The 27,000-nt window shown below is 69.6% G+C and carries 25 protein-coding genes and 2 pseudogenes; 11 read left to right on the top strand and 16 right to left on the bottom strand.

The genetic code is table 11. The features are described from left to right. The first annotated feature begins 4 nt into the window (after positions 1-4). Entirely contained in the window at positions 5-403 is a 399-nt protein-coding gene (locus tag ACFC0G_RS30615; RefSeq protein ID WP_376409300.1) for a hypothetical protein, read from the top strand. Between the two features lie 99 nt (positions 404-502). Here the strand turns inward: ACFC0G_RS30615 and ACFC0G_RS30620 are convergent, their stop codons facing one another. The 5 genes from ACFC0G_RS30620 to kdpB all read right to left on the bottom strand — a co-directional run bounded on the left by ACFC0G_RS30620 (position 503) and on the right by kdpB (position 5,301). Continuing rightward, positions 503-1,042, bottom strand: a complete 540-nt coding sequence (locus ACFC0G_RS30620; RefSeq protein WP_376409303.1) for a hypothetical protein — start codon at positions 1,040-1,042, stop codon at positions 503-505. Positions 1,043-1,096: 54 nt separating this feature from the next. Continuing rightward, entirely contained in the window at positions 1,097-1,876 is a 780-nt protein-coding gene (locus ACFC0G_RS30625) for a GNAT family N-acetyltransferase (protein ID WP_376409306.1), read from the bottom strand. A 60-nt stretch (positions 1,877-1,936) separates the two neighbouring features. After that, positions 1,937-2,014 (bottom strand): 50S ribosomal protein bL37, encoded by a 78-nt coding sequence (locus ACFC0G_RS30630; protein ID WP_374119830.1) that lies wholly within the window; start codon positions 2,012-2,014, stop codon positions 1,937-1,939. Between the two features lie 41 nt (positions 2,015-2,055). Then, a complete protein-coding gene (locus tag ACFC0G_RS30635; RefSeq protein WP_376409309.1) occupies positions 2,056-2,865 on the bottom strand; it encodes an SDR family NAD(P)-dependent oxidoreductase in 810 nt (269 codons plus the stop codon). Between the two features lie 261 nt (positions 2,866-3,126). After that, complete coding sequence (gene kdpB, locus ACFC0G_RS30640) at positions 3,127-5,301, bottom strand: potassium-transporting ATPase subunit KdpB (RefSeq protein WP_376409312.1); 2,175 nt, start codon at positions 5,299-5,301, stop codon at positions 3,127-3,129. 516 nt (positions 5,302-5,817) lie between these two features. On the opposite strand from kdpB, the gene kdpF reads away from it, so the two are divergent. From kdpF to ACFC0G_RS30655, 3 genes and pseudogenes are all read left to right on the top strand, one after another. Further along, positions 5,818-6,261: a K(+)-transporting ATPase subunit F gene (gene kdpF, locus ACFC0G_RS30645; RefSeq protein WP_376409315.1), complete on the top strand. Its 444-nt coding sequence runs from the start codon at positions 5,818-5,820 to the stop codon at positions 6,259-6,261. Positions 6,262-6,359: 98 nt separating this feature from the next. Next, a complete protein-coding gene (locus tag ACFC0G_RS30650; RefSeq protein WP_376409317.1) occupies positions 6,360-8,771 on the top strand; it encodes an ATP-binding protein in 2,412 nt (803 codons plus the stop codon). A gap of 43 nt (positions 8,772-8,814) precedes the next feature. After that, positions 8,815-8,983: pseudogene (locus ACFC0G_RS30655) on the top strand (IS5/IS1182 family transposase); the annotation flags it as partial. On the opposite strand, the gene ACFC0G_RS30660 reads toward ACFC0G_RS30655, so the two are convergent. The 5 genes from ACFC0G_RS30660 to ACFC0G_RS30680 all read right to left on the bottom strand — a co-directional run bounded on the left by ACFC0G_RS30660 (position 8,961) and on the right by ACFC0G_RS30680 (position 12,994). Continuing rightward, complete coding sequence (locus tag ACFC0G_RS30660) at positions 8,961-9,413, bottom strand: hypothetical protein (RefSeq protein WP_376409320.1); 453 nt, start codon at positions 9,411-9,413, stop codon at positions 8,961-8,963. The pseudogene ACFC0G_RS30655 and the gene ACFC0G_RS30660 overlap by 23 nt on opposite strands. A 437-nt stretch (positions 9,414-9,850) precedes the next feature. After that, on the bottom strand, positions 9,851-10,636 hold the full coding sequence (locus ACFC0G_RS30665) for an ABC transporter permease (protein WP_376409323.1): 786 nt from the start codon (positions 10,634-10,636) through the stop codon (positions 9,851-9,853). Beyond that, positions 10,633-11,589 (bottom strand): ATP-binding cassette domain-containing protein, encoded by a 957-nt coding sequence (locus ACFC0G_RS30670; protein WP_376409326.1) that lies wholly within the window; start codon positions 11,587-11,589, stop codon positions 10,633-10,635. The genes ACFC0G_RS30665 and ACFC0G_RS30670 overlap by 4 nt, the downstream gene beginning before the upstream one ends. A 41-nt stretch (positions 11,590-11,630) precedes the next feature. Continuing rightward, positions 11,631-12,296, bottom strand: coding sequence for a DUF4097 family beta strand repeat-containing protein (locus ACFC0G_RS30675; RefSeq protein WP_376409329.1), 666 nt, complete (start codon positions 12,294-12,296; stop codon positions 11,631-11,633). A gap of 410 nt (positions 12,297-12,706) precedes the next feature. Then, positions 12,707-12,994, bottom strand: a complete 288-nt coding sequence (locus tag ACFC0G_RS30680; RefSeq protein WP_376409332.1) for a hypothetical protein — start codon at positions 12,992-12,994, stop codon at positions 12,707-12,709. A 54-nt stretch (positions 12,995-13,048) separates the two neighbouring features. Between ACFC0G_RS30680 and ACFC0G_RS30685 the strand changes: the two genes are divergently transcribed. Further along, positions 13,049-13,771: a MerR family transcriptional regulator gene (locus ACFC0G_RS30685; protein ID WP_376409335.1), complete on the top strand. Its 723-nt coding sequence runs from the start codon at positions 13,049-13,051 to the stop codon at positions 13,769-13,771. 101 nt (positions 13,772-13,872) lie between these two features. Here the strand turns inward: ACFC0G_RS30685 and ACFC0G_RS30690 are convergent, their stop codons facing one another. Together ACFC0G_RS30690 and ACFC0G_RS30695 are read right to left on the bottom strand one after the other, a co-directional pair. Further along, positions 13,873-14,406 carry a GNAT family N-acetyltransferase gene (locus ACFC0G_RS30690; RefSeq protein ID WP_376409338.1) on the bottom strand — a complete coding sequence of 178 codons (534 nt, stop codon included), beginning with the start codon at positions 14,404-14,406 and terminating at the stop codon, positions 13,873-13,875. Between the two features lie 93 nt (positions 14,407-14,499). Beyond that, positions 14,500-14,886, bottom strand: a complete 387-nt coding sequence (locus ACFC0G_RS30695) for a nuclear transport factor 2 family protein (RefSeq protein WP_376409341.1) — start codon at positions 14,884-14,886, stop codon at positions 14,500-14,502. A 342-nt stretch (positions 14,887-15,228) separates the two neighbouring features. On the opposite strand from ACFC0G_RS30695, the gene ACFC0G_RS30700 reads away from it, so the two are divergent. After that, entirely contained in the window at positions 15,229-15,564 is a 336-nt protein-coding gene (locus tag ACFC0G_RS30700) for an ArsR/SmtB family transcription factor (protein ID WP_376409344.1), read from the top strand. Beyond that, positions 15,564-16,283 (top strand): cation transporter, encoded by a 720-nt coding sequence (locus tag ACFC0G_RS30705; protein WP_376409347.1) that lies wholly within the window; start codon positions 15,564-15,566, stop codon positions 16,281-16,283. The genes ACFC0G_RS30700 and ACFC0G_RS30705 overlap by 1 nt, the downstream gene beginning before the upstream one ends. Before the next feature lie 22 nt (positions 16,284-16,305). Here ACFC0G_RS30705 and ACFC0G_RS30710 read toward each other — a convergent pair. Next, a pseudogene (locus ACFC0G_RS30710) lies at positions 16,306-16,454 on the bottom strand (YnfA family protein); the annotation flags it as partial. A gap of 76 nt (positions 16,455-16,530) precedes the next feature. Then, entirely contained in the window at positions 16,531-17,070 is a 540-nt protein-coding gene (locus tag ACFC0G_RS30715) for a MerR family transcriptional regulator (RefSeq protein ID WP_376409419.1), read from the bottom strand. Positions 17,071-18,077: 1,007 nt separating this feature from the next. Between ACFC0G_RS30715 and ACFC0G_RS30720 the strand changes: the two genes are divergently transcribed. Then, positions 18,078-18,737 (top strand): pentapeptide repeat-containing protein, encoded by a 660-nt coding sequence (locus ACFC0G_RS30720; protein ID WP_376409350.1) that lies wholly within the window; start codon positions 18,078-18,080, stop codon positions 18,735-18,737. A gap of 377 nt (positions 18,738-19,114) precedes the next feature. Here the strand turns inward: ACFC0G_RS30720 and ACFC0G_RS30725 are convergent, their stop codons facing one another. After that, on the bottom strand, positions 19,115-19,750 hold the full coding sequence (locus ACFC0G_RS30725) for a LysR family transcriptional regulator (protein WP_376409353.1): 636 nt from the start codon (positions 19,748-19,750) through the stop codon (positions 19,115-19,117). A 64-nt stretch (positions 19,751-19,814) separates the two neighbouring features. On the opposite strand from ACFC0G_RS30725, the gene ACFC0G_RS30730 reads away from it, so the two are divergent. From ACFC0G_RS30730 to ACFC0G_RS30740, 3 genes are all read left to right on the top strand, one after another. Then, a complete protein-coding gene (locus ACFC0G_RS30730) occupies positions 19,815-20,492 on the top strand; it encodes a CatB-related O-acetyltransferase (protein ID WP_376409355.1) in 678 nt (225 codons plus the stop codon). Then, complete coding sequence (locus ACFC0G_RS30735) at positions 20,489-21,424, top strand: virginiamycin B lyase (protein ID WP_376409358.1); 936 nt, start codon at positions 20,489-20,491, stop codon at positions 21,422-21,424. Before ACFC0G_RS30730 ends, ACFC0G_RS30735 begins: the two co-directional genes overlap by 4 nt. A 274-nt stretch (positions 21,425-21,698) precedes the next feature. Beyond that, positions 21,699-22,067 carry a hypothetical protein gene (locus ACFC0G_RS30740; RefSeq protein ID WP_376409361.1) on the top strand — a complete coding sequence of 123 codons (369 nt, stop codon included), beginning with the start codon at positions 21,699-21,701 and terminating at the stop codon, positions 22,065-22,067. Positions 22,068-22,073: 6 nt separating this feature from the next. On the opposite strand, the gene ACFC0G_RS30745 is transcribed toward ACFC0G_RS30740, so the two are convergent. After that, positions 22,074-26,795, bottom strand: coding sequence for a glycosyl hydrolase family 18 protein (locus ACFC0G_RS30745; protein WP_376409364.1), 4,722 nt, complete (start codon positions 26,793-26,795; stop codon positions 22,074-22,076). Positions 26,796-27,000: the final 205 nt, after the last annotated feature.

Here is a 27,000-nt window from a genome sequence, read left to right on the forward strand (position 1 = left end):
AGGAGTGCGTTACGGGTCCGGGGAGCCCGCGCGACACCGACGGCAGAGCTTCCACATCGAGGACCGGGCGGACATCGAGACGGCCGTCTTGCTCCTGGTCGTCGGCCTGATCGTCTCCCAACTTGCCGCGCGCGCCCGGACGATGAAGCGGGTCGCGGTCACGGACGCCACGCATCTGGAGCGGCTGCACGGCACGACCCGCCTGGCCCGTTCCGGCACGTCCTCCTCCGACGACGTCGTCCAACGAGTGCGGCACGAACTCATCGACGTGCTGGAGCTGAGGGCGTGCCGTTTCGAGTACGGCACGCTCATCGGGCGTCCGCCGCGGCTCGACCCGGACGGGACGGTGAAGGTGGACTGCTGGATCTGGGACTTGGAGCGGCAGGGCTGGCCGGAGGGCTAGACCGAACTGCGCGCCATCGTCCACGGGCGGTACCAGGGCCGCTTCCTTCTGACTCCCGAACCCGGCTCCGTACCGCCGCCGCTCTGGACGACGACAGGGTCAGTGCAGGCCCGAGATCGTGAAGACCGAGTGGGTCGTGTCCCTGTCGACACGGCGGGCGAGCCGGTCGAGGTCCCGGACGCCTTCCCGGAAGGTGCCGTTCTCGTAGGAGGTCCGTGCGTCTGCCTCCAGCAGGAGCCAGAGGGCTGGGTTGGCGAGGAGGACGCGCAGTTCGATCTGGGCCCGGCCGCCGTCGGCGTCGGTGAGCACGAGACGCTGTTCGATTCCGTCCGGCCAGCGGACGGCCGCGAGCCGGTCGGTGCACGTGGTCCTCCGGCTCCACAGGCTCTGAACGGTCAGCCGGCCCGGTGACGCGACGACCCTGGCGGGCAGCAGGATCACGAACAGCACGACGGCCAGGGCGATCCACATCAGGGCGCTCGACAGAGTCAGTCCGTCGTCCCCGGCGTCCACGCTCAGCGACAGGGTCAGCAGGAGGCCCGCGCAGCCGACGGCGGCCCGGGCCTCGCCGGCCCACTCGCTGTCGTGGACGGTGCGGTCACCGGGCTGCTCTGGCTGCGGGACGAATCTTGGCTCCATGGAACGGACGCTAGAACCCGGACCGGCCCGTGCCGGTCCGTCTTGACGGGGTACCTATGCCGCCTCGGTCAACTTTGACGCGGGGCTGACGGGTCCGGCGACGTGGTGGACGTATTCGTGGGTCAGGCGGAAGCCGGCGGTCCAGGCGAGGAGTCGGCTCGGGCGGTTGTCGCGGGAGCAGCACCAGCTTGCGCGGTGGCCGCGTGCCGCGATGTCGCCGGTCAGTCCGGCGACGCAGGCCAGGGCGAGGTGCTGACGGCGTTCGTCGGGCGCGGTGGCGCAGGCGACGTCTTCGTAGCGGCTGCCGAGGAAGCGCGTGCAGGCGATGGCGATCACGCGGCCCCGGCGGAAGGCGGCCCAGGCGACGCCGGACCCGGCCAGGGCGGCGGGGCTGTCCCAGGTGCCGTGGATCCAGGCCATGGAGGGGTCGAGCGCCGAGAGCGCCGGGGCGTCCCCGGAGGTGAGGCGGCGCACGGTCACGCCACGGGGCACGCGGGGTGCGACGGGCTCGGCCCGGTGGACGTAGAGCATCCGCTCCCACGGAACGAGCTGCTCGAAGGCGGCGCCGAGGGCGGGCAGGAAGCGGTCGGCCGTCTCGATGTAGTGCCCGGAGAGCGGGGCCAGCTCCGCCGGGGTGACAGCGGTGGGGTCGCCGGCCAGAAGCACGTGATCGCCGCACGAGACCGCCACCACACGCGGACGGTCGGCCCGGTCGGTCCACCACTGTCCATGGCCGGTGGCGAGGACGTGCTCGGCGAGAGCCGCGGTGCCCGGAGCACCGGACGGGAACGCGCGGGCGGAGGCGGGTGGTTGGTGGGACGGGTGCGGGATCACGGAACCTCCGGGTACGGAAAGGGGAACGGGGGCGGCCCGCACGCGGGCCGCCCCCGTGGGTCAGCGCTGTCCGGCCTTGCGGCCGTGGTTCGCCTTCTTCTTGCGGCGGTCCCGCCGCTTCCTCGCGCGCTTCGACATGAGGAGCTGTCCTTTCAGATCGGTCAGGCCGGTCGGGCCGGTCAGGCGTTCTGGCCGACGAGGAGGTCGGCGAGCTTGGTGAGGCGCTTGACGGTGCGTTCCTCGGAGGCGGCGGGTGCGGGGGCGACGCGGTGGTCGCGGTCGTAGTAGGCGCCGTTGACGATCTCGACGGCCGGGTCGCAGAGCCGTACGACGTGGGCGGCGCCCTCGGCCGGCGCGACGCCCTCGTGGGCGTACAGGGGGAGGAGGCTGGTGGTGCAGATGCCGGGGTGGACGGAGACCGCGGTGACCCGTGGGTCGGCCGCGAAGACCGTCAAAGCGAGCTGCGACTGGGCGTAGGCGGCGAGGCGGGAGTAGCGGCGGACTCGGTTGGGGTCGTTCCACTGGATGGAGCCGGTGCGGTGCAGGGAGGACGAGACGTTGACGACCCGGCCACCGGGGTCGCTGGTGAGTGCCGGCTCCAGGAGGTGCGTGAGCAGGTAGTGAGCGAGGAAGTTGACCTGGAACGCGATCTCGTTGCCGTCGGCCGTGACGGTGTGCCGCTCCGGCGCCGCCATGCCCGCGTTGTTGACGAGGACGTCGAGGCGCGGGTGCTCGGCGAGGACCCGGGCCGCGAGGTGCTCGACCTCCTCCAGGTGCGTGAAGTCGGCTCCGAACGCACACAGTCGGTTCGCGTCGACCCCGGACAGAGTGACGAGCCGGTCGGTGGCGGCGAGCGCCTCCTCGGCCGTGCGGCCGTGGACGAGCACCGTGGCTCGGCGCTCGGCGAGGAGCCGCGCGGTCTGGTGGCCGATGCCGGAGGTGGCACCGGTCACCAGGACAGTGCGGGAGGAAAGGTCGGATACGGACATGACTGGTCAGTCCCTCAGGGATGAAAGGTGTGTACGGGTACGAGGAAGGGGCGCCGGACAAGGGATGTCACGACGCCCCCGGTGATGCGGAGGTACGTCAGCGGCGGTCGGACGTCTCCGGGCAGCGGGGCTCGCGACGGGGCGCCCGATGGGGCGGCCGGTCGGTCAGGAGCCACGCGCTGTTCATGCTTCCCATCGAACCCGCACCGGACGCCTCGGACAAGGTGGACGACGGTTCCCTGACGCCCTCCTGATGAGGATTCACCCGAGGCCGGGGACGGTGGAGACGAGGAGGTCGATGACCTTGATGCCGAGGAAGGGCAGCACGAGTCCACCGAGGCCGTACACCAGGAGATTACGGCGCAGCAGGTCGTGCGCCGAGGCGGGCCGGTAGCGGACGCCGCGCAGCGCGAGGGGGATCAGGGCCACGATGATCAGGGCGTTGAAGATGATGGCCGAGGTGATCGCCGAGGTCGGGCTGTGCAGGCCCATGATGTTCAGCGCTTCGAGTCCCGGGTACGCCCCCGTGAACATGGCCGGGATGATCGCGAAGTACTTCGCGACGTCGTTGGTGATCGAGAAGGTCGTCAAGGCACCTCGGGTGATGAGGAGTTGCTTGCCGATCTCGACGATCTCGATGAGCTTGGTCGGGTTGGAGTCGAGGTCGACCATGTTGCCGGCCTCCTTCGCGGCCGACGTACCCGTGTTCATGGCCACGCCGACGTCCGCCTGGGCCAGTGCTGGCGCGTCGTTCGTCCCGTCGCCGGTCATCGCGACGAGCTTGCCGCCCTCCTGCTCCTTCTTGATGAGGGCGAGCTTGTCCTCGGGGGTGGCCTCGGCGAGGAAGTCGTCGACGCCGGCCTCGTGGGCGATGGCGCGCGCGGTGAGCGGGTTGTCGCCGGTGATCATCACCGTACGGATGCCCATCCGGCGCAGTTCGGCGAACCGTTCCTTGATGCCGTCCTTCACCACGTCCTTGAGGTGGACGATCCCGAGGACCCGTGGGCCGTCCCAGTCGTTGACGGCCACCAGGAGCGGGGTGCCGCCGGCGCCCGAGATGTGGTCGCTCCAGGCGCGTGCCTCGCCCGGCACCTTCCCGCCGTACATCTCGACCCAGGCGATGACCTGCGCCGTCGCGCCCTTGCGGATGTGGCAGGCGGCGCCGTTGTCCCAGCGCAGGTCGATGCCGCTCATCCGCGTCTGTGCGCTGAACTCCACGAACCGGGCGTTCGCCAACTCGCCCTCGGCCGGGGCCCGCAGCCCGTACCGCACCTTCGCGAGGACCACCACGGACCGGCCCTCGGGTGTCTCGTCGGCGAGCGAGGCGAGCTGGGCGGCGTTGGCGAGCTGCGCCTCGTCGATCCCTGGCAAGGGGACGAAGTCGGCGGCCTCCCGGTTGCCGAGGGTGATGGTGCCGGTCTTGTCGAGGAGGAGGGTGTTGATGTCGCCCGCGGCCTCGACCGCGCGGCCGGACATGGCGAGGACGTTGCGCTGCACGAGCCGGTCCATGCCCGCGATGCCGATCGCCGAGAGCAGCGCGCCGATGGTCGTCGGGATCAGGGTCACGAGCAGGGCGACGAGCACGGTGGTGGAGGGGACGGCGCCGGCGTACGAGGCCATGGGCTGGATCGCGACGACCACCAGGACGAAGACGACGGTGAGGGCGGCGAGGAGGATGTTGAGCGCGATCTCGTTGGGCGTCTTCTGCCGGGAGGCGCCCTCGACCAGGGCGATCATCCGGTCCATGAAGGAGTGGCCGGGGCGGGAGGTGACGCGTACGACGATCCGGTCCGACAGGACCGTCGTACCGCCCGTCACTCCCGTCCGGTCGCCGCCGGACTCACGGATGACGGGGGCGGACTCGCCGGTGACGGCGGACTCGTCGACCGCCGCGACGCCGTCGACGACGTCGCCGTCGGCCGGGATCAGCTCGCCCGCCTCGACGAGCACGAAGTCGAAGAGCCGCAGGTCGGTGGCGGCGACGGCCTCGGTCTCGGCCCGGTCGAGGTCAGTGCCGTACCGCCAGTGCTTCAGCCGCAGCGCCACCGTGTCCGTGCGCGCCTTGCGCAGCGACTCGGCCTGCGCTTTGCCGCGGCCCTCCGCCACGGCCTCGGCGAGGTTGGCGAAGATCACCGTCAGCCACAGCCAGACGCTGATCACCCAGGTGAACACGGACGGGTCGAAGAGCGCCGACAGCGTCGTGAGGACGGAACCGACGCCGACGACGAAGAGCACGGGATTGCGCACCAGGGCCCGCGGATGCAGCTTGCGTACGGCCTCCGGGAAGCACTTCACCAGCTGTACGGGATCGAGCAGGCCACTGCTCTGTGCGGAGCGCCGCCGCTTCGGCCCGGGGTTCGGGTTGCGGGGTGGAGCAGACGGCGGAGGCGACATGGGCGGAGCGGAGGGCGCCTGCTGGGGCGCGCGGGAATGCATCGCGGAAGACCTTCTGATGAAGCCCGGCCCGCCCGATCGGCGCCGGCCGGGGAGAGCACGGCAGGGCCGCCCTCGTCCGCGCCCCGTGGATGCGCGGAGGTGTTTCCCGGCACCCACAGGACGGCTGCGGACGGACAGCGACGCTCGGGGAGCGGAGGCGCGGCAGCCGGATGGGTGTGTGCTGCCGCGCCCCCGCGGTCCGGGACGATCAGGCCACTGACGTCCGCGGCCGGTGAGCGACCGAGAAGAAAGCTAGGCCCACCAGGAGGCGGAAGCCGCATCGGAACGCCCGAATTGACAGCTCCCTGACGGCTGTTGGCCGTACTCGTCAAGGCCGCGTCAAATCGGACCGAAGGAGCATCAGGGCCACGTCAACGCCGTCCGCCGGTGGTCCGTCCCGGTCCGCGGCAACGAGGGGGTCGCGGACCGGACGGCCCGTCCGTCGGCCCTGCCGGCGACGCCCCCGGACGTGCGAGGAGTCGCCTTCGCGCGCTGCGGCGCCGCCGGTGGGTCACGTTGCCCGCCCGGCTGCGTCTGCTTCGTACGGCGATCCTGCTGACCACGGCTGCCTGCGCCGGGTCGATGATCACGGCCGGACTCGCCGCCTCCGACACCTGGGACGCCGTCACCGGCCATCACACCCCGCGCACCGTGAGCGCCGCCGGCCTCGACCTCGCCCTCAACGACATGGACGCCCACGACGCGCCTCGCCGAGTTCCGCTGAACGGGCGGCTCCGCGCAAGGGACGCGCCAAGACGGCGTCAGCATGGGGCGGCACCCCGCCAGAGACCCGTCAAGGTGCTCGTACGGACGCCGCGCAGCGGGTTTCCTCCCCACAGGGACAACCCGCCGACAGGGAGTGGTGAGCACATGAGTGTGGAGAAGATCGTCGGACTGATCGTCGCCGTCTGCATCGTCGGCTACCTGGTGGCCGCACTGATCCGCCCGGAGAAGTTCTGAACCTTCCTGCACCGTCGGAGCCCACTGCCCCTGATACCCGTCCGGGGCGGCTCAAGGTCTTCGTCGGTGCCGCCACCGGTGTCGGGAAGACCTACCGCATGCTGGACGAGGGCAGACGTAGAGCCACGCGCGGCGCCGACGTCGTCGTCGGCATCGCCGACTGCCACCGTCGCCCCCACACCGAGGCCATGCTCGCCGGCCTGGGGACCTTGGTGCCGTCCCGCGCCGTCCTTGACGGCCGTGTCCACCCCGAACTCGACCTCGACCTCGACCGGGCTCTGCGACGCAGACCTGCCCTGCTCCTCGTCGACGACCTCGCCCGGGCCAACCCGCCGGGCCACCGCAACGCCCACCGCTGGCAGGACGTCGAGGACCTGCTCGCCGCCGGCATCGACGTCGTCACCACGGTCAACGTCCAGCACCTGGAGTCGCTCAGCGACGTCGTCGAGAAGATCACCGGGGTGCCGCAGGACGAGACCGTGCCCGACGCGGTCGTCCGCCGTGCCGACCAGATCGAGCTCGTGGACATGGACCCGCAGGAGCTGCGGCGCCGGATGGCCCACGGCAACATCCACCCGCCCGAAGACGTCGATGCGGCCCTCGCCAGCTACTTCCGTACGGGCAACCTCATCGCGCTGCGGGAACTGGCCCTCCTGTGGGTGGCCGACCGCGTCGACGAGGCCCTGCGGAAGTACCGCTCCGAGCGCGGCATCGGCGGGGTGTGGGACATACGCGAGCGGATCGTCGTCGCTCTCACCGGCGGACCCGAGGGCGACACGCTGATCCGACGCGCGAGCCGCATCGCCGCCCGGACGGCACAGGGCCGGCTGCTAGCCGTCCACGTCGTCCGCAGCGACGGCCTCGCGGCGGGCACCTCGTCCGCGGCCCTCGCCCGCCAGCGGCAGCTCGCCGAGAGCCTCGGCGGCACCTTCCACACCGTCGTCGGGGACGACATCCCCACGGCCTTGGTCGAGTTCGCCCGGGCCGAGAACGCCACGCAGCTGGTCCTGGGCACCAGCCGACGCGGCCGCCTCGAACGCTTCCTGACCGGCCGGGGGATCGGCGAGACCACCGTCGCACTCTCCGGCGACATCGACGTCCACACGGTCACCCACGAACGGGCGGGGCACGGCCGGCTGCTGCCCTCCCGCCGTCGCACCCTGCCGGTCTCGCGCCGTATCGCAGGGCCGCTCGCCGGGCTCGTCCTGCCGGCCCTGCTCACCCTGCTCCTGGACCACACGCGGGGCGTGTTCAACCTGACCAGCGAGGCGCTCCTGTTCCTCGCCACCGTGGTCGGCGTGGCCTGCCTCGGCGGGGTCGTCTCGGCGCTTGTCGCGGCCGTCACCGCGTCACTGCTGCTCAACTACTGGTTCATCCCACCCGTGGGCGCCTTCACCTTCGCCGACGCGGACAACATGCTCGCCCTCGCGGTGTTCGTCCTCGTCGCCGCCCTCATGGCCGGTGCCGTCGACCGCTCCCTCCGCCTGTCCCGACGCGCGGCCCGGGCCACCGCCGAGGCAGAGACCCTCTCCTCGCTCGCCGGGTCGGTGGTCCGCGGTGACCACACGGTGGCCGCTCTGCTCGCCCGTACCCGGGAGATCTTCGGCGCGGAGTCCGTCGAACTCGTGCCGGCCGCGCAGCTCCCCGCAGCCCATGAGGGCGAAGCCGCCGTCAGCCAGGTCGCCGTCGGTGACGGCCACTTCCTCGTCCTGCGCGGCCGGACCCTGCCGTCATCGGACCGCCGCGTCCTCGCCGCCTTCGCCGCCCACGTCACCGCGGCCGCCGAACACGCCCGGCTCGCCGAGGCCGCCGCCGAGGTGGAGCCCGTCCGGGCCGCCGACCGGATGCGCACGGCCCTTCTCGCGGCCGTCAGCCACGACCTGCGCACGCCCCTCGCCGCCGGCTGGGCCGCCGTCGCCTCCTTGCGCAGCACCGACGTGGAGTTCACCCCGGACGAGCGTGACGAACTCCTCGCCACCGCCGACGAGTCCATGGCCCGGCTGGCCCGGCTCATCGAGAACCTCCTCGACATGAGCCGCCTCCAGGCAGGTGCCCTGAACCTCTCACTCCGGCCCACGGCTCTGGAAGAAGTCCTGCCCGCCGCTCTCGACACCCTGCCTTCCGGCGCACCGCGACCCGTCCTGCACGGCTTCGAGCAGGCTCCGCCGGTCTTCGCCGATCCACCGCTGCTCGAACGCGTGATCGCCAACCTGGTGGGCAACGCCAGCCGCTACGCACCACCCGCCCACCCCGTCCTCCTCACCGTGAGCTCCCTCGCCGGCCGAGTGGAACTGAGGGTCGTCGACCGCGGCCCCGGACTCCCCCCGAGCGACCGGGAGCGAGTCTTCGAACCCTTCCAGCGTCTGGGCGACACGGACAACACCACGGGCGTCGGCCTCGGCCTGGCCCTCGCCCGCGGCCTCACCGAGGCGATGTCCGGCACGCTGACCCCGGAGGACACCCCGGGCGGCGGCCTGACCATGGTCGTCTCGCTGCCCTGCGCGGTCTGAGACGGCAGACGGTCGGGGAGCGGGTGATCGATACCGGGTCATCCTGGATTGGCTCGGCGCGCAGGGAAACTTGGAGTGGTCGCGTTTCGTCATCGACTCGGTGAGTGTCCGGGCTCTCAAAGGGGGCTGAGATGCTGACCGGACCGGATTCGATCGATCGTGGCAAGGACGGATCGAAGATCCACCTCGTCACCGACCGATCCGGCCTTCCGCGAGCGATGATCGGACTGCGCGCACCGCGAAGGGCGGCAGAAGCGGGTTGCCGGAGGGGGCCATCCAGTCGAATCGACTGCGGACGCTGCGCAGGCGGGCAGCAGCACTTTCGGCCTCGGCGGTGCCCATCCTCGCGCGGTGCTGGAGGGTGCCGTCGACGATGGCACCCAGCGGCGCGTCGGGGAACTTCTGCCAGCGCTTCGGACGCCGGCCGTTCATGCGCTCCTCGACAGCGTCGGCGCGTACTTCGTGGGGTGAGCCCAGGAGTGCCGTCAGCGCGGTCTGTGCGTGACGCCGGTTGGCACTGTTGGGGAACCGCTTGTTTCGACGGATGTTCTTGCGTGAGCTCTTGTCGTTCTCGCCGTAGTTGTTCCGATGATCTCTGACGTAGCTCAGCCGCTTCTTCTCCTGGGGTGTCTTGTGCTTCACAGTCCTGTGTCTCCTCCGGCTCCCAGGAGCGCCAGAGTAGCCATGTGCGGGCGTGTCGGCCACGCCGTTTCTGGGCGCCGGACGGCAGCTGGAAGATGCTCCACGATCGCCCGGGCCCGCGCCGACGACGACTTCGCCGCCACCGTGTCGGCGACCATGCGCGCCTCGTACGATGGCGCGCTCACCCGCAGCCGCAGCGTCTCCGCCCTCGCTGCGCCGGCGTTCGCCGCGGCGATGATGGGCCGCCACGTGCCTGCGGATGGCCGACGGGGCCCCGCCGTCCGTTCCGGACCTGGCGGCCGGCGCGACCACCTGATGCCGCTGGACCGCCGGGGGGACGAGGACGCGGACGGGGCGGCGTACGCCGACGTGGTGTCGGGGGTACGCCGCCCTCGGGTGGGACGCGTTGCGGGTGATGGCCCGCGTGTTCACGGCTCCTACTCGGGGTCGCGGTTGAACACCGCCTTGGACCAGAAGTAGCCGAGGGTGGCGAGGCCGAGGCACCAGGCCACGGCGAGCCAGCCGTTGTAGCCGATCTCGGTGCCCAGGAGCAGGCCGCGGAGGGTTTCGATGGCCGGGGTGAAGGGCTGGTACTGGGCGATGGGCTGGAACCAGCCGGGCATCTGGTCGACGGGGACGAACGTGCTGGAGATCAGCGGGAGGAAGATCAGCGGCATCGCGTTGTTGCTGGCCGCCTCTGCGTTCGGGCTGATCAGGCCCATGCCGACGGCGATCCAGGTGAGGGCGGTGGCGAAGAGGACGAGGAGTCCGAAGGCGGCCAGCCACTCCAGGACGGTGGCGTCGGTGGAGCGGAATCCGATCGCGACGCCGACCGCGCCGACGAGGACGACGCTGACGACGGATTGGATCACGCTGCCGATGACGTGGCCGGTGATGACGGAGCCGCGGTGGATCGCCATGGTGCGGAAGCGGGCGATGATGCCCTCGGACATGTCGGTGGAGACGGAGACCGCCGTGCCGATCGTGGTCGAGCCGATCGTCATCAGCAGCAGGCCGGGGACCAGGTAGGCGATGTAGTCGGAGCGGTCGCCGCCGCCGATGCCCGCGCTCATCGTGTCGCCGAAGATGTAGACGAACAGGAGCAGCAGCATGATCGGCGTGAGCAGGAGGTTCAGGGTGAGGGAGGGATAGCGCCGGGCGTGGAGGAGGTTGCGGCGCAGCATCGTGGACGTGTCGCGGGCGGCGAGGGACAGGGCGCTCATCGGACGGACTCCTCGGACTGCGTGGGGACGGTGGCGGTGGCGGTGAGGGCGAAGAAGACGTCGTCGAGGTCGGGGGTGTGGACGGTGAGTTCGTCGGCCTCGATGCCGGCCGTGTCCAACCGGTCGAGGATGGTGCGCAGTTCGCGCTGGCTGCCGTCGCTGGCGATCTGCAGCGACAGGGCTTCGTCGTCCCGCCCGGCGTCGTGGAGCGTGGTGGCGGCGCTGCGGTAGGCGTCGGGGTCCGTGAAGCGGAGTCGTACGTGTCCGCCGGGGATGAGGCGCTTGAGTTCGTCGACGGTGCCTTCGGCGGCGATCTTGCCGTTGTTCAGTACCGCGATGCGGTCGGCGAGCTGGTCGGCCTCCTCCAGGTACTGGGTGGTGAGGAAGATCGTGACCCCGCCGGTGACGAGTTCGCGGATGATCTGCCACATGTTGTGGCGGGAGCGCGGGTCGAGACCGGTGGTCGGCTCGTCGAGGAAGATGATCCGGGGGCTGCCGACCAGGGTCATGGCAATGTCCAGGCGGCGCTTCATGCCGCCGGAGTACGTGGACGCCGGCTTCGCCGCGGCCTCTGTCAGATCGAATCGCTCCAGGAGTTCGGCCGTGACCCGCCGCCCCTCCTGCTTGGACAGGTGGTTCAGGTCCGCCATGAGGAGCATGTTCTCCTCGCCCGTGATCAGGCCGTCGACGGCGGAGAACTGACCCGTCACACCGATCCCGGCGCGGACCGCCTGCGGGCTGGTGTCGAGGTCGTGGCCGGCCACTCGGGCCTGCCCGCCGTCGGCGGTGATGAGCGTGGACAGGATCTTCACGGCGGTCGTCTTGCCGGCGCCGTTCGGGCCGAGCAGGGCGAAGATCGTGCCTTCGGGGACGGTCAGGTCGATGCCGTCGAGGACGGTCTTGTCGCCGTAGGACTTGCGCAGCCCGTTCGCTGCGATGGCCTGGGTGGTCATGTGAGGTGCTCCTTCAGGGGCTGCGCGTCGGGCGGGGTGGGTTACAGGCTGCGAGCGGTGATGTCGCCGTACGCGGCGGTGGCCTGGATGCTCAGGCCGGGAGTGCCGTCGTTCGTCAGGGCGTTGTTGATGCGGCCGTATGCGGTGCCTGCATCCAGGGAGGCGGAGACGCCGGCGGCGGCGCCGACCGAGATGTCGCCCTTCTGGGTGCTCAGGGTGACCGTGCCGCTCACCGCTTCGGCGATGCGGACGTCGCCCCGCGCGGTGCTGATCTCCGCGGAGCCGCCCAGGCGGCCGACCTCGACGTCGCCGTCGGTCGCGGTGAGGCGGAGGCTCGCGGCCTCGTCGATCTTGATCTGGCGGTACGCGCCCTCGAAGGTCACGTCGCCGAGCCGTCCGACGGCGCGGAGTTCGGCGGCGGCGGCCTCGGCCTCGACGCGGGAGCCGGCGGGCAGCTGGACCGTCACCTCGATGGATCCGGTGTTGCCGAGGATCCCGTTCCTCGTCTTCGGGACCTCGATCCGCAGGACACCGTCGGTGTAGGTGACTTCGGTCTGCTCGGCCGTCTTCACGTCGCGGCTCTTGGAGGGGTCGGCGGGCAGGATCTCGACGGTGGTGTCGGCGCGGTCGGAGGCGATGAACTGGATGCGTCCGGCGGGGACGGAGAGGAGGGTGACGATCGCGGCGGCGGTGTCGAACTTCTGCATGGTGCTTCTCCTTCGTCTGTAGCGGGCGCTTCTTCGCCTCGCTGTTTCCGATGAAGGAAAAGCTACGTTGCGTTCGATGATCCAGCAAGGTCTTGGTTGCGAGAAATTGCCATCCTTGCAGGTCAGTTGCGAGATTTCATTGCAACGGTTCTGAATCTAACGCAACGCCCTCCCCGTGTTGCGTTGCAATGGAATGAAGGCGAACGCTATGACGGCGCCACGGAGGGCGAAGAAGACCGCGATGCCGAGAGGCGGACTCACCCAGCCCGAACGTCAGCAGATCGCATGGGGGTTGGCCGACGGCCTCGCGTACGCGGAGATCGCCAGGCGGTCCTCGCTGATGAGGATGGCCGACGGCTCCCCGCCGTACTTCCCGTGCCTGGCGACCGCCTGGCACCGGTGCACCGAGGTCAGTCCCGGTGCTCGTCGGCCGAATCCTTCAGCAGCCGCTCCAGCTCGCTCCCGGCCTCGTCGTACCCGGCATCGGAGATCCGCTGCAGCTCCCGCAGATCCCGGGCGGCTACCGCCCGTCGGGTGAGCAGGAACCCCGCGTGCATGGCCCCCTCGTCCAGCAGTTCGCTCAGCTCCTCAAGATCGCCGGCCTTGTCGGCCAGGTCGGCCAGCCGATCCAGGGCGGTCTCGTTGCCCTCGTCGGCCAGCTCGCGCAGGGTCTCGCGATCGATGTTCGTGTTCTCCATGACGCCATGGTGCGACCTTGCCCCTGGGGAAAGGTCAAGTGGGACGATGGCCGGGTGATCACCATCGGGCAGCTGGCCGGCTACGTCGGAGTGTCGATCAAGACCATCCGCGTCTACCACGACAAGGGACTGCTTCCCGAGCCCGACCGTGACGCGTCCGGCTACCGGCGATACGGCGCGAGTGACGTCATCGACCTCATCAAGATCCGGACGCTCGCCGAGGCGGGGGTCCCCTTGACCCGCATCCGAGACCTGAGGTCAGCGACGGAGGAAGAGCTCCAACAGGCACTGAGGGAGATCGACGACGAACTCACTGCTCGCATCCGGGGCCTGCGTGTGACCCAGGGGCGCCTGCGCAGGCTCTCCGCCGGCCGGCTGGCACCGGTGCCGGCCGAGGTCGCCGCTCACCTGGAGCACCTGGCCGACTGGGGATTCACCCCGCGCTGGGTGGAACTGCAGCGTGACCTGTGGATCCTCGTCTTCGCCACGTACCCGGACCACGCGATCACCCTGTTCCACGACCAGGCCGCGTCCCTGGCCGATCCGGCGCTGCGGCAGCTCTTCCTCGACTACGACCACGCGCACGATCTGGACCCCGGCGATCCCCGCATCGACGACCTCGCCCGACGCATCGTCGAAGCGACCCGGAAGCGCTACGGCTCCGAGGAACCGCCCCACCTGGACGAGGACTCCGACATCCCCGCCCTCGTCCAGCGCACGATCAACGCATCGTCCCCGGCGTGGCGGCGACTCGACGCACTGATCCGCGGACTGTGACGAACGACAGCTCCAGGTGGGCGCTCGGGCTCTGGTTGTCCCCACGCAGACATCGATCCAGCGATCGTCTTCCCCCGGGAGCTCGGCATTCTGATGACCGGCTACGTTGAGGACCGGATCCTGGACGGCCCCATCACCCTCGATTCCTGAGATCGCTGCCGGTTCTGCCGTTCCGTGGCGGAAGTCTGGTTCGAGGTGGCGATCTCGTAGCGCACCAGATCGGCGGTCGCGTCGATCTGGACGAAGCCGGCCTTCGCGAGCACGCGGCCCGAGGCAGGGTTGCCGACGCGGTGTTCGGCGGTGACCAACGGGACCGTGGTGCCGCCCAGCAGGAGCCGTACTGCAGCGGTGGCATAGCCGTAGCCCCAGGTGTTCTCGCGCAGGATGTAGGCGAGGTGGCCGATGCTGCCGGTGGTGCGGAGTCGGACCACACCGATCAGGTCGCCGTCCAGATCGATGCCGAGCACGTGCAGGGTGCGCGGGCTTGCGTAGTTGCTGGCCATGGATTCGCACACGTAGTCGTGGGCCTGGGCGCTGGTCATCTGGCCGAACCACATGTCGGCGACCGCGCGGCCGGTGTAGATGCGACGGACGGCGTGGGCGTCCTGTTCTGTCAGGTCGCGCAGTTCCAGCATGCTGGTCCCTCGCTGTGCGGCGGCCGTCCCACGCGGCGCGGAGAGCGGAACTGGGTGCCCGCTGCTCGCCGCGCGGGACGGCCGGGGCCGGTGCTACCCGAGGATGAGACGGAAGATGTCGTTGTAGACGAAGAAGCCGCCAGGCTGGCCGGGGATCGGCGCCAGGGTGAACGTCCGGGTGAAGTTCATCGGCTTGTCGAACTGGTTGTCGATGACGAGGGTGCCGGTGACGAGGACCGCGACGCCGTTGTTCAACCCGGGCTGCGCGTCGATCGAGGTGATCTGGGTCTTGACGACCTTTAGCTCGGGCTTCTTGAGCTGCTGGACAATGCTCTCCGCCCCCTGGATCTGGAAGCCCTCCCAGCTGAGCATCGACTCCGGCCGGTAGAGACTCGCGAGGCTGTCCCGCGCGTCGTAGTTGTCGAAGGTCCGGAAGTAGTGGCCCACGAAGGCTTGGGCGATTGCATTGAAGTCTGCCATGGTCGGAACGTAGCAGTCTGGCTACTCTCTGTTTTCGTGGGTGGAGTGAATCCGGCCAAACTCGCGCAAGTGTCCGTTCGGAGGCCCTTCCTTCTGGCCTGCGCGTCTTCCGCTGTCTCAGGTCGATGGCACGTGGTCGAGTCTCACGGGTGCGGCATTTCCGCACGGCCGGCGAGCAGGGGCCATGGGTGCTGGCGCCGCGGCGCTCACGTCTCGCCAGTGCCGCTCACTCTCCGCGCGAACCGACTCGCCTGCCCGAGTTCGGTGGCTTCCCGGTGGGAAGTGACGAGCGGTCAATGATTCAGCATGTCGTGGATTCACGATTGGATGTACTGTCCTCCTGTGCTGACTGTTGCCTCCGACATCGACGTGCTGGCCCGCTTCGGCCGAGCGCTTGCCGACCCGATCCGCTGCCGCATCCTGCTCGCCCTGCGCCAGGCGCCGGCCTACCCCTCCGACCTCGCCGACACCCTCGACATCTCCCGGACCCGGCTGTCCAACCATCTGGCCTGCCTGCGTGACTGCGGCCTCGTGGTCACCGTGCCCGACGGCCGCCGCACGCGCTACGAGCTCGCCGACGAACGCCTCGGCCACGCCCTTGACCACCTGCTCGCCGCCGTGGTCGCGGTCGAGACCGACAAGACCTGCCCGGACGCCGCCACGAAGGACTGCTGCTGATGTCCGCGATATCCCTCGGGCCGTCCCCGGCCCGACGCGACGCGCTCGCCCGCCGCATACGGCTCCTGGTCGCCGCGACCATCACCTACAACGCCATCGAGGCGATCGTCGCGATCACCGCGGGCACGATCGCCTCCTCGACGGCACTGATGGGGTTCGGGCTGGACTCCGTGATCGAGGTGTCCTCCGCCGCCGCAGTCGCCTGGCAGTTCTCCGCCCGCGACCACGCCGTGCGTGACGCCCGGGAGAAGACCACCCTGCGGATCATCGCCGTGTCCTTCTTCGCCCTCGCCGCCTACGTCACCTTCGACGCCGTCCGAGCCTTGGTCGACACCGGCGAGGCCGACCGCTCGATCCCTGGCATCGTCATCGCCGCCCTGTCCCTGGCGATCATGCCGTTCCTCTCCGCCGCACAGCGCCGCGCCGGCCGCGAACTCGGCTCCGCCTCCGCCGTCGCCGACTCCAAGCAGACCCTGTTGTGCACGTACCTCTCCGCCGTCCTCCTGGTGGGCCTGGTCCTCAACGCCACCCTCGGCTGGTCCTGGGCCGACCCGATCGCCGCCCTGGTCATTGCCGCCATCGCGGTCAAGGAAGGCCGCGACGCCTGGCAGGGCAAAGGCTGCTGCGCACCGACGGCCCACGCGCCGGCCACTGCCGGAGCCGCCGCGGCCGAGTCGGACGCGTGCGACTGTGAGCCGGGCTGCACCTGCTGCTCGTGAACCTGAGCCCGCTACGGCGGGTTCAGTGGCTGCGGGGTGCGTACATGATCACGGCCATGCCGGCGAGGCAGATCAGGGCGCCGATGACGTCGTAGCGGTCGGGGCGGTAGCCGTCGGCGACCACGCCCCAGCGATCGACCCGGCGACGAAGATCCTGCCGTACGCGGCGAGGCCGGCCGAGGGCGATGGAGCGCGCGACGAGCGCGGCAGGAACTCTCCGGAGCAGGGAAGGGGGAAGAGGGGGCGGTCAGGCGGCGGAGGCGAACAGGCCGGCGAGCAGAGCGGCGCCGTCGGCCGGCGCGCGGACTTCCAGGTACAGGTGGGGGCCGTTGAGATGGAGCCGGAAGTCGAAGAAGGGGCAGCACCGCTGCTCGGCCGCCGCCAGTTCCGCCACCCGCGCCGTCCGGTCGACGGGCAGGGTCAGCCGCAGGCCGTCGGGCACCGCGTCCAGGTGCTCCAGGGCCGTGCGCAGGGAGGGGGCGAACGCGGCCAGCTCGGCGGCCCGGGACTCGGCCTTGGCCAGACGGGCGGCGATCCGCGGCCGCAGGTCCGCCTTCACGTCCCGGCAAGCACCGGCCTCCCACACTCCGAGCAGCTCACCGATCTCCTCCAACGGCAGCCCGAGGTGCTTGGCCGCGCCGATGAACGCCAGCCGCTCGACCACGTCCTCGCCGTACACCCGGGAGCCGTCCGGGGTCCGGCCCGCCGGCAGCGGTCCCGTGCCCTCGTAAAAACGCAGGGTGGTCGCCGGCACGCCAGAGCGCTCGGCGAGCTGGGAAATCCGCATCGTGCTCACACCGCCGACGGTAGACCTTCGACCCAGGTCGAAGGTCAAGCACCGATCGGCCCCGCCGAACAGGGACGGCACGCGCGACCTGTGATTCTCCCCGCCAGATCCACGTTGTCCGGACGTGTACCCGGCGGGCGTCGGCCATCCGCTGCGGTTGCTCGGAGACGGCCTGGAAGTCGGGGATGTCGCGGTCGCCGATGCGGGCCGCGTGGGTGCGGGTGAACTGGCGGGCCGGGGTGGGGAAGAGCCCCAGCTGCCCGGGAGCTCGGGTTCGGCTCGGGAATGACGTTCTGGCGCCGCCTGGCTGAGTGGACCCGCGGGCCGACGTCTGGCCCCGGCTCCACGAGGCGCGCCACTGATCACCGACGCCACCGGCATCCCGCTACTCGAAGCCATTCTGCCCGTGCGCGACTGGGTACCAGGCGGTGGGTTGTCGAGTGTGCGTTGGCCCAACTGCACTGGTTCCGCAGCCTTCGGATCCGCTGGGAAATACGTGACGACATCCATAAAGCCTCTCTCACCCTTGGATGCGCCCTCATCTGCTGGCGACGCCTGAAGTCATCGGATGAGGTGTTCGAGCCGCCGAGCTTGTCCAGGACGGCCCGAGCGCGCGATCTTCGTAGCGGGACAAACGGGCCTGAGGCGCAAAATGAATCTCAGGGAAGTCCGGGGCCGGCGGGCGTTCGACGCCCGGACGGCCACCCTGGTGAACCAACCGGCGCGTGGAGCAGGCGCGTTGGGTCCGTGTGCGGGATGCAGGACGGCGCTGCCGTGTTTTCGACGGCGGCAGGAGTCATTACGCCACAGCAGTGATTCATCCTGTATGCGGCGTTTAGGTGTTTATGGAGTCCGTGAACGCGCGGTCCTGTACCGCGATTCCTGTCTGCGACGCGATTAGGCGGAACCCGCGGGCCCGGGTCAGCATGAAGACCCCCCCCGCACCCCAGGCGGCCCCCGACCGGGCCGCAGCAGGCGTGACCTGTGTCTGCCCCGGAAGGACTCCGATGCGCGTACCCGCCCCCCGCGACCTGCCCGCCCTGCCCTACGCACATCGCCTCGAACCGTTCACCGGGGACCTGGAGCGGGAGGAGGTCTACGAGTGGCACCACATCGACGACCGCGCCTTCGACGACGTCGACGGCGGCATGACCCGCTTCAGCGAGTCGGCCCTGTCCTCGGTGACCTTCACGGGCGGCCGGTTCCGGCGCGCACGCTTCGACACCGTATGGATGCACAACATCCGCACCGTGGGCAGCGACCTCGCGGAGACCACCTGGCTGGACACCGAATGCCTCGCCAGCCTCCTGGCCGGCACCCAGCTCCACGGGACCCAGATGCGCCGCGCCGTCTTCCACCAATGCAAGTTCGACTCGGTCAACCTGCGCGCGGCTCAGCTGGCGAACGTCACCTTCGTCGACTGCCTGCTGCGTGACGTCGACTTCGCAGGCGCGACCCTGACCGGCGTCTCCTTCCCAGGAACGACGCTCGACGGAGTCGACCTCACCAAAGCCACCCTCACCCGAGTCGACCTGAGCGAAGCGACCGCACTGGGCATCACGTCCGGCGTGGCAGCCCTCAAGGGCGCCACCATCAGCGCTCCCCAGCTGCTCGACCTCGCCCCCGCCCTGGCCCAGCACATCGGCCTCACCGTCAAGGACGCCTGACCACACGGCCTCATGCCCCCGAGCTCGTGGTGCCGCTCATTCCGATAGCCGTTCCTAGCCTTGCCGTTCGCTACCCCCCAGCTCGCGCGCAAAACCTGCACGTCCCACAACGGCATCCCCGCCTCATAGTTGTGGGTCGCGCCGGCGTGCCGCAGGAGATGTGGAAAGAGCTCGCTAACCGGGCCCCGAAGATACTCGTGCGAGGCCTTCTTCAACGCGCGCCGGAACGTGCCGGGCACCATCGGCGGGGCGAGCAGTCCGTCCATGCCTGCCAGCGATTTCGCCAGCCGCTCGGAGGTCCTCGTCGCAGTAAGGCGTCCGCTGTGTCACCTGCCATACTGCGCTGCCGTGTCAAGTCCGTTACGCCTTACCGCTGTTCACGGCTGGCACTTGGTGAATCGCGGATTCCCATCCGCCACGGAGGAGCCTACGAGGAACTGACGGCGGAGGAGGGCCATGACAAGTGGGATAGGACCGGAGCCATGTCGTGCACCTGCGCACCCATGACCCCCAGCGTCAGCGTGCCGGCCGAGCTGTGGGCGATGGTGGTCACCCGCTGCGATGGCATCCTGGATGCCCTCGTATGTCGGCTTCAGCCGCTGGAGCAGCACCACTCCGGTAGGGGTGATCCGCACGTGGCGGCTCGTTCGCTCGAAGAGTTGGGCGCCGATGACGCGTTCCTGCTTCTTGATCGCCTGGCTGACGACGGCCGGGGAGACCTGTAGGCGTTCGGCGCTGCGGCCGAAGTGGAGCTCCGCCGCGAGCGTCAGGAAGAGCTCTATGTCCCGCAGTTCCATCCTGCCCCCGGTTCCACACGGGTCCCCCGGATTCGTCAGCCTCTGGGTTAACGACCATATTAAGATCGGCCGTTGTTCCCGGGCTGCCCGGTATGCATGCTGGTACCGGGCCGGGGAGGCCGCCTCCCGCAGGTGGCATGAGGCTGCAGGACCGGCCCGCTCCATTCGGCCGACGACCCGAAAGGCGTGGACCGCGCGCGGAGGCGCGTACCTCATCGGTCACAGCCTCGCCGCCCGGGCTTCGCCCGCCGAGCACGAACACCCAGGGAGAGATTGCCGCGTGACATCTGACCCCAGCGCTGCCCAGGCACCTGACCCGGCCACGATCCATCCACTGCCCGCCCACGAGCGGGTCGTCTTTCTCAAGCCACTGGTTGCCGGGACGAACGTCGTGGTGGGTGACTTCACCTACTTCGACGACCCCGACGGGGCGACGGACTTCGTGCAGCGCAATGTGCTGTACGCCTACGGTCCGGAACGGCTGATCATCGGCAAGTACTGCGCGATCGCCACGGGCACCCGGTTCCTGATGGCGGGCGCTGCCCATCCGTCGATGGGGGTGTCGACCTTCCCCTTCACCATGTTCGGCGGGGAGTGGACCGACCGGACCCTCGACCTCGTCACCGGCATGCCCAGCCGCGGGGACACGGTGGTCGGCAACGACGTGTGGTTCGGATACGGAGCCACCGTGATGCCGGGAGTTCGGATCGGCGACGGTGCGGTGATCGCGGCCGGAGCGGTGGTCACCGCCGACGTGCCTCCGTACACCGTCGTGGGCGGGAACCCGGCCCGGAGGATCAGACAGCGCTTTGACGACGACGACATCGAACGGCTCACACGGGCTGCCTGGTGGGACTGGCCCGTCGAGCTCGTGACCACGCACGTCCGGACCATCATGGCCGGATCCCCGAAGGACATCGAGCGCATCGCCGCCGCCGAAGGTCTGGAGCAGTTGTGACGTCCCCGGCCATCGAGGAGTACACGGTGTCCGGTCGTGACAGCGGACCGTACGCGATCGCCGTCGGCTCGGACGGCGCCCTGTGGTTCACCATGGTGCACAGCGGCAGGATCGGCCGGCTGGTCCCTGGGCAGGAGCCGACCAGCCGTGCACTCTCCCCGGACAGCGGCCCGACGGTCATCTGCAACGGGCCGGACGGCGCCCTGTGGTTCACCGAGTACCGGGCGCACCGGATCGGGCGGATCACGACGGCCGGCCAGGTGACCGAGTTCACGCTGCCGACCGCGGAGTGCGGGCCTTTCGGCATCGCCGCGGGGCCGGACGGCGCCCTGTGGTTCACCGAGACCGCCGCCGACCGCATCGGCCGTCTCGCCATCGACGGAACGGCCACGGAGTACCCGCTGCCACGCGCCGGGATGTTCCCCTCCGCCATCGCCGCGGCCGGGGACGCGATGTGGTTCACGATGAACCAGGCCAACGCCATCGGCCGTATCGACATGAACGGCCGCATCACGGTGCACGAGCTGCCCACCGACGCCGCCGCACCGGTGGGTATCGCCGTGGGCCCGGACGGAAGCGTCTGGTTCACCGAGATCGCGGCCGGTCAGATCGGCCGGATGGCACCCGACGGCCGGATCACCGAGTACCCGCTGCCCGACCGTTCCGCCCGGCCGCACGCCGTCACCACCGACGCCGACGGCACGGCGTGGTTCACCGAGTGGGGCGGCAACCGCGTCGGCTCGGTCACCCCTGACGGCACGGTCACCGTCCACGACCTGCCCACCCCGGCCTCCGAGCCGCACGGGATCACGGTGGGCCCGGACGGTGCCCTGTGGACGGCCCTGGAGACGGGCGCACTGGCCCGCATCAAACCGACCACCACCAGAACCTCGATCACCAGCAAGCACACCGAACAGAGGAACGCCTCATGAAATTCGCCCTCGTGAGCCCGATCCTCGAATCGGCCTGAGCCGCATGTGGCCCGCGAAGCCCTCCGCTCGGACACTCGGCGTGCCTGGCCGGCACGACATCCCAGGTCCTGAGCGTCACGCCCCCGCACAGGAGTTGACTTGACACTGACATCGGTGAGCTAGCGACCTCTGACGGGCCCGAGGAGATAGACCTCTTCTGCCGCTCTCCTACGTCCTCGACCACGAACTGACCGACGCCTTCGCCGGCGGCTGTCGCCACCCCGAGTGGTCATGGGTGGCCCTGGACGGCGACCGTCTCCTCGCCCGGCTCGTCTGGTGGACGACCCCGGGCGGTGACGTACTGCTGCAGTTCGACTTCTTCGACGTCGACGACACGCTGCCCCGAGCCGACCGTGACGAGATCGGCCTGCGGCTGTTCAGGACGGCGACGGCAACCGTCTTCCCGGCGGGCGCGAAGCTGCCGGAGTTCGGCCGCTTCGTGCCGCCCGACTGGCACGAGGACCCCGCGGCCCGCGAGGTGTCGGCCAGGGAGAGTGCTTCTTACCGTGCAGCCAACAGGACCCCATACGAGTCCCATCGTCGCAGTTCAGAAGCACTCTCCGGTCATTTGATCAGGACGTGGAGTGTCAGGCTGGGTGGCTGAGGACGGTCAGCCGGCGCTGCCGATCAGCTTCCAGGGCTCGTGGTCGGCGTCGGGCCCGGTGCCCGGAGCACTGCCCTTCGTCTCCCACTTGGCCTTCCAGACCTTGCCGTTGTACTTGACCGTGGTCTGCTCGATCGGCTGGCCGGCCGGAGAGTAGACCTTGGTCGCGTCCCAGTTCCCGGCACTACAACCACCAGCCGGCGGGGTCGCCGTACCGAGTCCCTTGAGGTTGTCGTTCACCGGCGCGTACGCCGTACCGCCGATGGACAGACTCGTGTTCACCGGACCGGTGATCGGGAGGAAGTAGATGATCGGCACGTCGAGCGACTTCCCGGCCGGGATGATCTGGCAGTAGTCCAGCGTCGTGCTGACCCGGTGGAACGTCGTGCCGGGCACCAGCTTCCACTGGCCACCTTGGGCATCGGTCTGCCAGTTGGCGTCCTTGACCAGTGGTGACGTCGAGGCCGGAATGTCGAATGACAGCTTCGTGTCCTTGCCACCGCCGAGCGTGCGCCCGGTGTTGTTGGTGATCCGGACGGTCGGCTGCAACGGCCACAGGTTCGCCGTGGCGGTCGGATAGTTGACCATCTCGACGCTCAGGTCGGCGGTCACCGTCGGTGCGACGCCACCGCTGCCGGTGCGCAGACTGTTGTCATAGGCGCCGATGTTGCCCAGCTTCTCGTTCAGCCGGGTGGTCAGCGTGTACCCCATCCCGCACGGGGTGTCCGGCTGGACGTCCGCGGGGCAGGAGTAGTCGCCGCCCAGCTCCCACATCATCACGCCGCCCGCACCGGTCGACTTGACCAGATCGGTGACCGCGTCGATGCCCTGCTCGTCCTCGGTCGACAGGAACACCTTCTTCTCGGCGTTCCACAGCCACGACGTCTTCGTCGCGTCGTCCCAGTACCGGGTGTACTGGCCCGTGCGCCGGTCGGTGATGTCGGTCTCCGGCTTCAGCCCGACGCTGCCCGCGTAGACCGGCGTGATGTTCTTCTCCAGGTTCTTGGTGTGCCACAGCGGGTTCGTCCCGGAGCCGAGCTCGCTGCCGTTGTTGGTCTCGTCGTGCCAGATGTTGTCGATGCCGAAGGCACCGTCACCGCACGGCCGCTTGACGCCCGTACCCGGCTCGCACCCACTCGGCTTCTGCGACGTACCCCACAGACCGTTCGTACCGCCGGTGACGTTCTGCCAGCCGCGCGTGTAGTAGGGCACACCGATGTTGACGCGCCCGGCCTGCATCGCGCCACGCATGTACTTCATCGCCCAAGCGGTGTTGAAGTACCCGATCTTCCCGTACTCCGGAGTGGCGTACTGGTCGGCCAGTTCCGGGTCCTTGCCGTCGTCGAACAGCGCCGCGTTCGGACCCACGACGTCGTTCCAGGTGCCGTGGTAGTCGTAGGCCATCAGGTTGGTGAAGTCCTGGTGGTCCAGCGCGGTCTGGTTCGCCATCCCGCGGGCCAGGTAGCCGGAGGCCGACGACGCCGAGGTGAGCAGGTAGTACTTGTCGTCCGCGACCGAAGCCCGGTTCAGCGAGTCCCGCAGCGTCTTCATCAACGCGGCGTACGCCGTGGGCAGGCCCTTGCGACGCGGGTTCGACACCGCCCAGTCGGTCGGATTGCCGGTGTCCTCGAGGACCGTGGGGTACTCGAAGTCGATGTCGGCACCGTCGAACCCGTAGGTCCGCAGGAAGTCCACGACCGAGCGCGAGAACGTGTCGATCCCGCCCTGGTTGACCGAGCCGTCGGCGTTGGTGGTCATCGCGTAGAAGCCACCGGAACCGGCCCAGCCACCGACCGAGATCAGCGTCTTCACCCGCGGGTGCAGGCGTTTGTACTTCGTCAGCAGGTTGAAGTGCCCCTTGTAGGGCAGCGAGGGATCCATCTCGGCGCCGACCTCGCCGGGCCACTCCTTCTGGGTGGCGTTCGAGTCGACCTTGATCTCGTTGTTCTCCACCGACGCGAACGCGTAGTTGAGGTGGGTCACCTTCGACCACGGGATGTTCTTCACCAGGTAGTGCGGCGTGCCGTCGGCGCCCGTGCGGCCACCGTTGAAGTAGCCCACGACCCGGCGGTCCCGGCCCTGACCGAGCCACTCCCGGCCGTCACCCTGATAGACCTTGCAGTACGGCGTCGCCACGCCCGGCGTGGCCGCCAGACCGTCCGGCCGGCAGTCGCCGGACGCACCCGGCCTCGAACCGCCGTCGTCGCCACCGGGGTGCGACTCCATCGGATCACCGGCACCACCGTTGACACCGAGATCACCGGCACCGCCGTCGCTGCGGCTGCCATCGCCGTAGCTCGGCACCAGCCAGCCCTCGATGTCACCGGCACCACTCGCCGCGGCCGCCCTGACGGCGGTCTTCGCCGTCGTACCGGAGCGGATCATGGCGAAGTCCTCGATCCCGTCGCCGTCCAGGTCGGCGAAGGTGCCGATGGTGCCCTGGAACGGATCGTCGGAGCGGATCACGCCCAGCGACTTCCAGCCCTTGGTGACGCTCCACGGAGCGCCGGTGTTCTGCCAGGCCCGCACCTCACCGGTGGTGAACTCGACCCGGACCGTGTCGGCCTTGCCGTCACCGGTGATGTCGGCGAAGGCTACCTGCGCGCCGCGGGCCTGCCCCGGGGTGGCGAAACCCTCGACCTTCTCCCAGCCGCCCGGAGTCGGCATTCCCTTGCCCTTGTTCTGCCAGGCGGTCGGGAAGCTCATCCGGTCCAGCGTGATCAGGTCGTCGCGGCCGTCACCGTCGATGTCGGTGAAGTACAGATCCGGCTCGTAGATGAGGTTGTTCGCGACGATCGTCGGGCTGTCCCAACTGATGTTGCCGCCACTGCTGGTGTTCCGTGACATCCGCATCGCGGGGATGCCGGTGGGCGAGTCCGGCGGCATCAGGATCCGGATGTAGTCGTCCTTGCCGTCAGCGTCCAGGTCGGCGAAGTAGACCCGGTCCGGGTCGTTCCCGCGGTCGGCCGGGCTGATGTCGCCCAGCGAGACCCCGGCCTTGCGCGGGTCGTCGTTGCGCCAGCCGGTGACCTTGCCGTCCGTACCGACCACCGCGTAGTCGGCCTTGCCATCGCCGTTCAGGTCGGGGAACGCGATCTTCGAACCGGCCGGGGCGGCGTCCCGGATCTTGCCGATCGGCTCCCAGCCGTACGAGCGGCCGCTGATCATGCGCTGCAGGACCGCGATCCGAGCGCCTTCGGCGAAGGCGTCCGCGATCTTCTGGTGGCCGGCGTCGGTCGGGTAGATCTCGTTGGTGATGTCCTGCGGGGTGACCGAGCCCAGGTCGACCAGCACCAGCCGTGCGCCGTCCTTGATCTTGGCGTAGGCGATCGTGCGGAGCTCGCTGTTGTAGGCGTCGATCCGGGCCTGGTAGGTCGGGTTCGTCGACGGCGGCAGGGTCCCGAGCAGGACCGTGGTGGTCGGCGAGGCCCGGTAGATCTCGTCCAGGAAGGTCCGCATCTTCCCGGCCGTCGCCGTACCGTCGGCACCGCCGGCCAGGTCGGCCGTGCCCGCGACCAGGGTCATCATGTTCGGCCGCAGTGTCTGCAGCGCGGGGATCGACTCGGCCTGGATGGCGTCGATGCCCTTGCCGTCGAACCCCATGTGGTCGGGGTCGCCCCGCTTGCCGTTCTTCAGGTCACCGATGAAATCCGTGCGCTTGAAGACGAGACTGGCCACCGTGCCACCGACCACCGCGATGGTGGTCAGGCCCTTCAGGATGGTCTTCAGGTAGTCCCGGAAGCCACCGTCATCGGTGCTGTACACACCGGCCGTGATCCCGTCACCGGTCGGCATCAACCGGAGCTCTTCGATCGCCGGGCTGGGCCCGGGCGACGGGCTGGGCCCGGGCGCCGGGGTGGTGCCGGCCGCGTTGAACTGGCCGGACTGGGTCGGCCGGTGGTCGGAGTCGCCCTCGGGCCGGACCGTGACCGTCAGCGCGTGGTCGAAGTGGGTGGTGACGAAGTAGTCCAGCTCACCACTGCCCTGGTGGGTCGCCTGCCCCGAGCCGTGGATCCGCATGGTCGGCGGGAAGCTCGTCCGCTCGGCGAGGACCCTCGGGTCGACATTGAAGTCGCCACCGACCGTGGCGTTGTAGGTGACGCCACGTTGGTTCCCGAGGCCCTCGATCCGGTCGTCGATGGCGTCCAGCATCGCCCCGGAGTCACCGCCACCGCCGGACAGGCCGTGCATGGTGAAGTACCACTCGTTGCCGAAGCGCGCACCGAGCGCGTTCCGGCCGGCGTCGACCGGGTTGCCGACGACGATCATCTCGTCGGGCGCCTCGGTCAGGACGAGCGCCGTGTTGACCCGGCCGCCGATCCGCCGCGGGTTGGTCGCGTCGTCGTCGGTCTGGAGGAAGTAGACCTCACGGGTCGGGATGGTGTTGCGGATACCGCTGCCGACGACCCAGGTCTGGTGCAGCACGGTGTGCTGATGCGTGACGTTCTGGCTGTCGGTCGTGGTGAAGGTCTGGCTGGGCTGTGGGGCACTGTTGTCAGGCGGGTGCGGGCCGACCTCCTGAAGCATCAGGATCGGCACCTGCAGTGCCAGCCGCTGAACGGTGTTGGTCCACTTGCTGCCGTTCTGTGCCTTGTTGTTGGCCCCTTGCATGTTCCAGGTGACCAGGGGCGTGGTGGCCGCAGGGAATTCGGTGGCGGAGGCCGGAACGACAAGTGTCGCTGTCAGCCCGGCCATCACCACCACTGCGGCGATTAATCGGCGGAACAAGAGATTCCTCCTTGCTCACGTCCAACAGATCGGGAACAACCGAATCGTTGGAAGCTACATGGTTTCTCAACTGTAGGCCTCGATCGCTCATGAGGTCCCGTCAGCTTGCCGACGGCCCTTGTGGCGCGTGTGGGTGGTGATTTCGGAGTCAGGGCAGGTTGAGCGCCCGGCTGTCGCGTCGGGTGGACGCCGGGGTTCCACGGCT

Source organism: Streptomyces sp. NPDC056169 (genome assembly GCF_042268445.1).
Taxonomy (GTDB): Bacteria; Actinomycetota; Actinomycetes; order Streptomycetales; family Streptomycetaceae; genus Streptomyces.

What these genes read in the sequence shown, in the direction of transcription:
- ACFC0G_RS30620 (WP_376409303.1), bottom strand. Translation starts at nt 1,042, where the DNA reads ATGGAGCCAAGATTCGTCCCGCAGCCAGAGCAGCCCGGTGACCGCACC.
- ACFC0G_RS30630 (WP_374119830.1), bottom strand. Translation starts at nt 2,014, where the DNA reads ATGTCGAAGCGCGCGAGGAAGCGGCGGGACCGCCGCAAGAAGAAGGCG.
- ACFC0G_RS30635 (WP_376409309.1), bottom strand. Translation starts at nt 2,865, where the DNA reads ATGTCCGTATCCGACCTTTCCTCCCGCACTGTCCTGGTGACCGGTGCC.
- kdpB (WP_376409312.1), bottom strand. Translation starts at nt 5,301, where the DNA reads ATGCATTCCCGCGCGCCCCAGCAGGCGCCCTCCGCTCCGCCCATGTCG.
- ACFC0G_RS30650 (WP_376409317.1), top strand. Translation starts at nt 6,360, where the DNA reads ATGCTGGACGAGGGCAGACGTAGAGCCACGCGCGGCGCCGACGTCGTC.
- ACFC0G_RS30665 (WP_376409323.1), bottom strand. Translation starts at nt 10,636, where the DNA reads ATGAGCGCCCTGTCCCTCGCCGCCCGCGACACGTCCACGATGCTGCGC.
- ACFC0G_RS30670 (WP_376409326.1), bottom strand. Translation starts at nt 11,589, where the DNA reads ATGACCACCCAGGCCATCGCAGCGAACGGGCTGCGCAAGTCCTACGGC.
- ACFC0G_RS30675 (WP_376409329.1), bottom strand. Translation starts at nt 12,296, where the DNA reads ATGCAGAAGTTCGACACCGCCGCCGCGATCGTCACCCTCCTCTCCGTC.
- ACFC0G_RS30680 (WP_376409332.1), bottom strand. Translation starts at nt 12,994, where the DNA reads ATGGAGAACACGAACATCGATCGCGAGACCCTGCGCGAGCTGGCCGAC.
- ACFC0G_RS30690 (WP_376409338.1), bottom strand. Translation starts at nt 14,406, where the DNA reads ATGCTGGAACTGCGCGACCTGACAGAACAGGACGCCCACGCCGTCCGT.
- ACFC0G_RS30695 (WP_376409341.1), bottom strand. Translation starts at nt 14,886, where the DNA reads ATGGCAGACTTCAATGCAATCGCCCAAGCCTTCGTGGGCCACTACTTC.
- ACFC0G_RS30705 (WP_376409347.1), top strand. Translation starts at nt 15,564, where the DNA reads ATGTCCGCGATATCCCTCGGGCCGTCCCCGGCCCGACGCGACGCGCTC.
- ACFC0G_RS30715 (WP_376409419.1), bottom strand. Translation starts at nt 17,070, where the DNA reads ATGCGGATTTCCCAGCTCGCCGAGCGCTCTGGCGTGCCGGCGACCACC.
- ACFC0G_RS30720 (WP_376409350.1), top strand. Translation starts at nt 18,078, where the DNA reads ATGCGCGTACCCGCCCCCCGCGACCTGCCCGCCCTGCCCTACGCACAT.
- ACFC0G_RS30725 (WP_376409353.1), bottom strand. Translation starts at nt 19,750, where the DNA reads ATGAGGTACGCGCCTCCGCGCGCGGTCCACGCCTTTCGGGTCGTCGGC.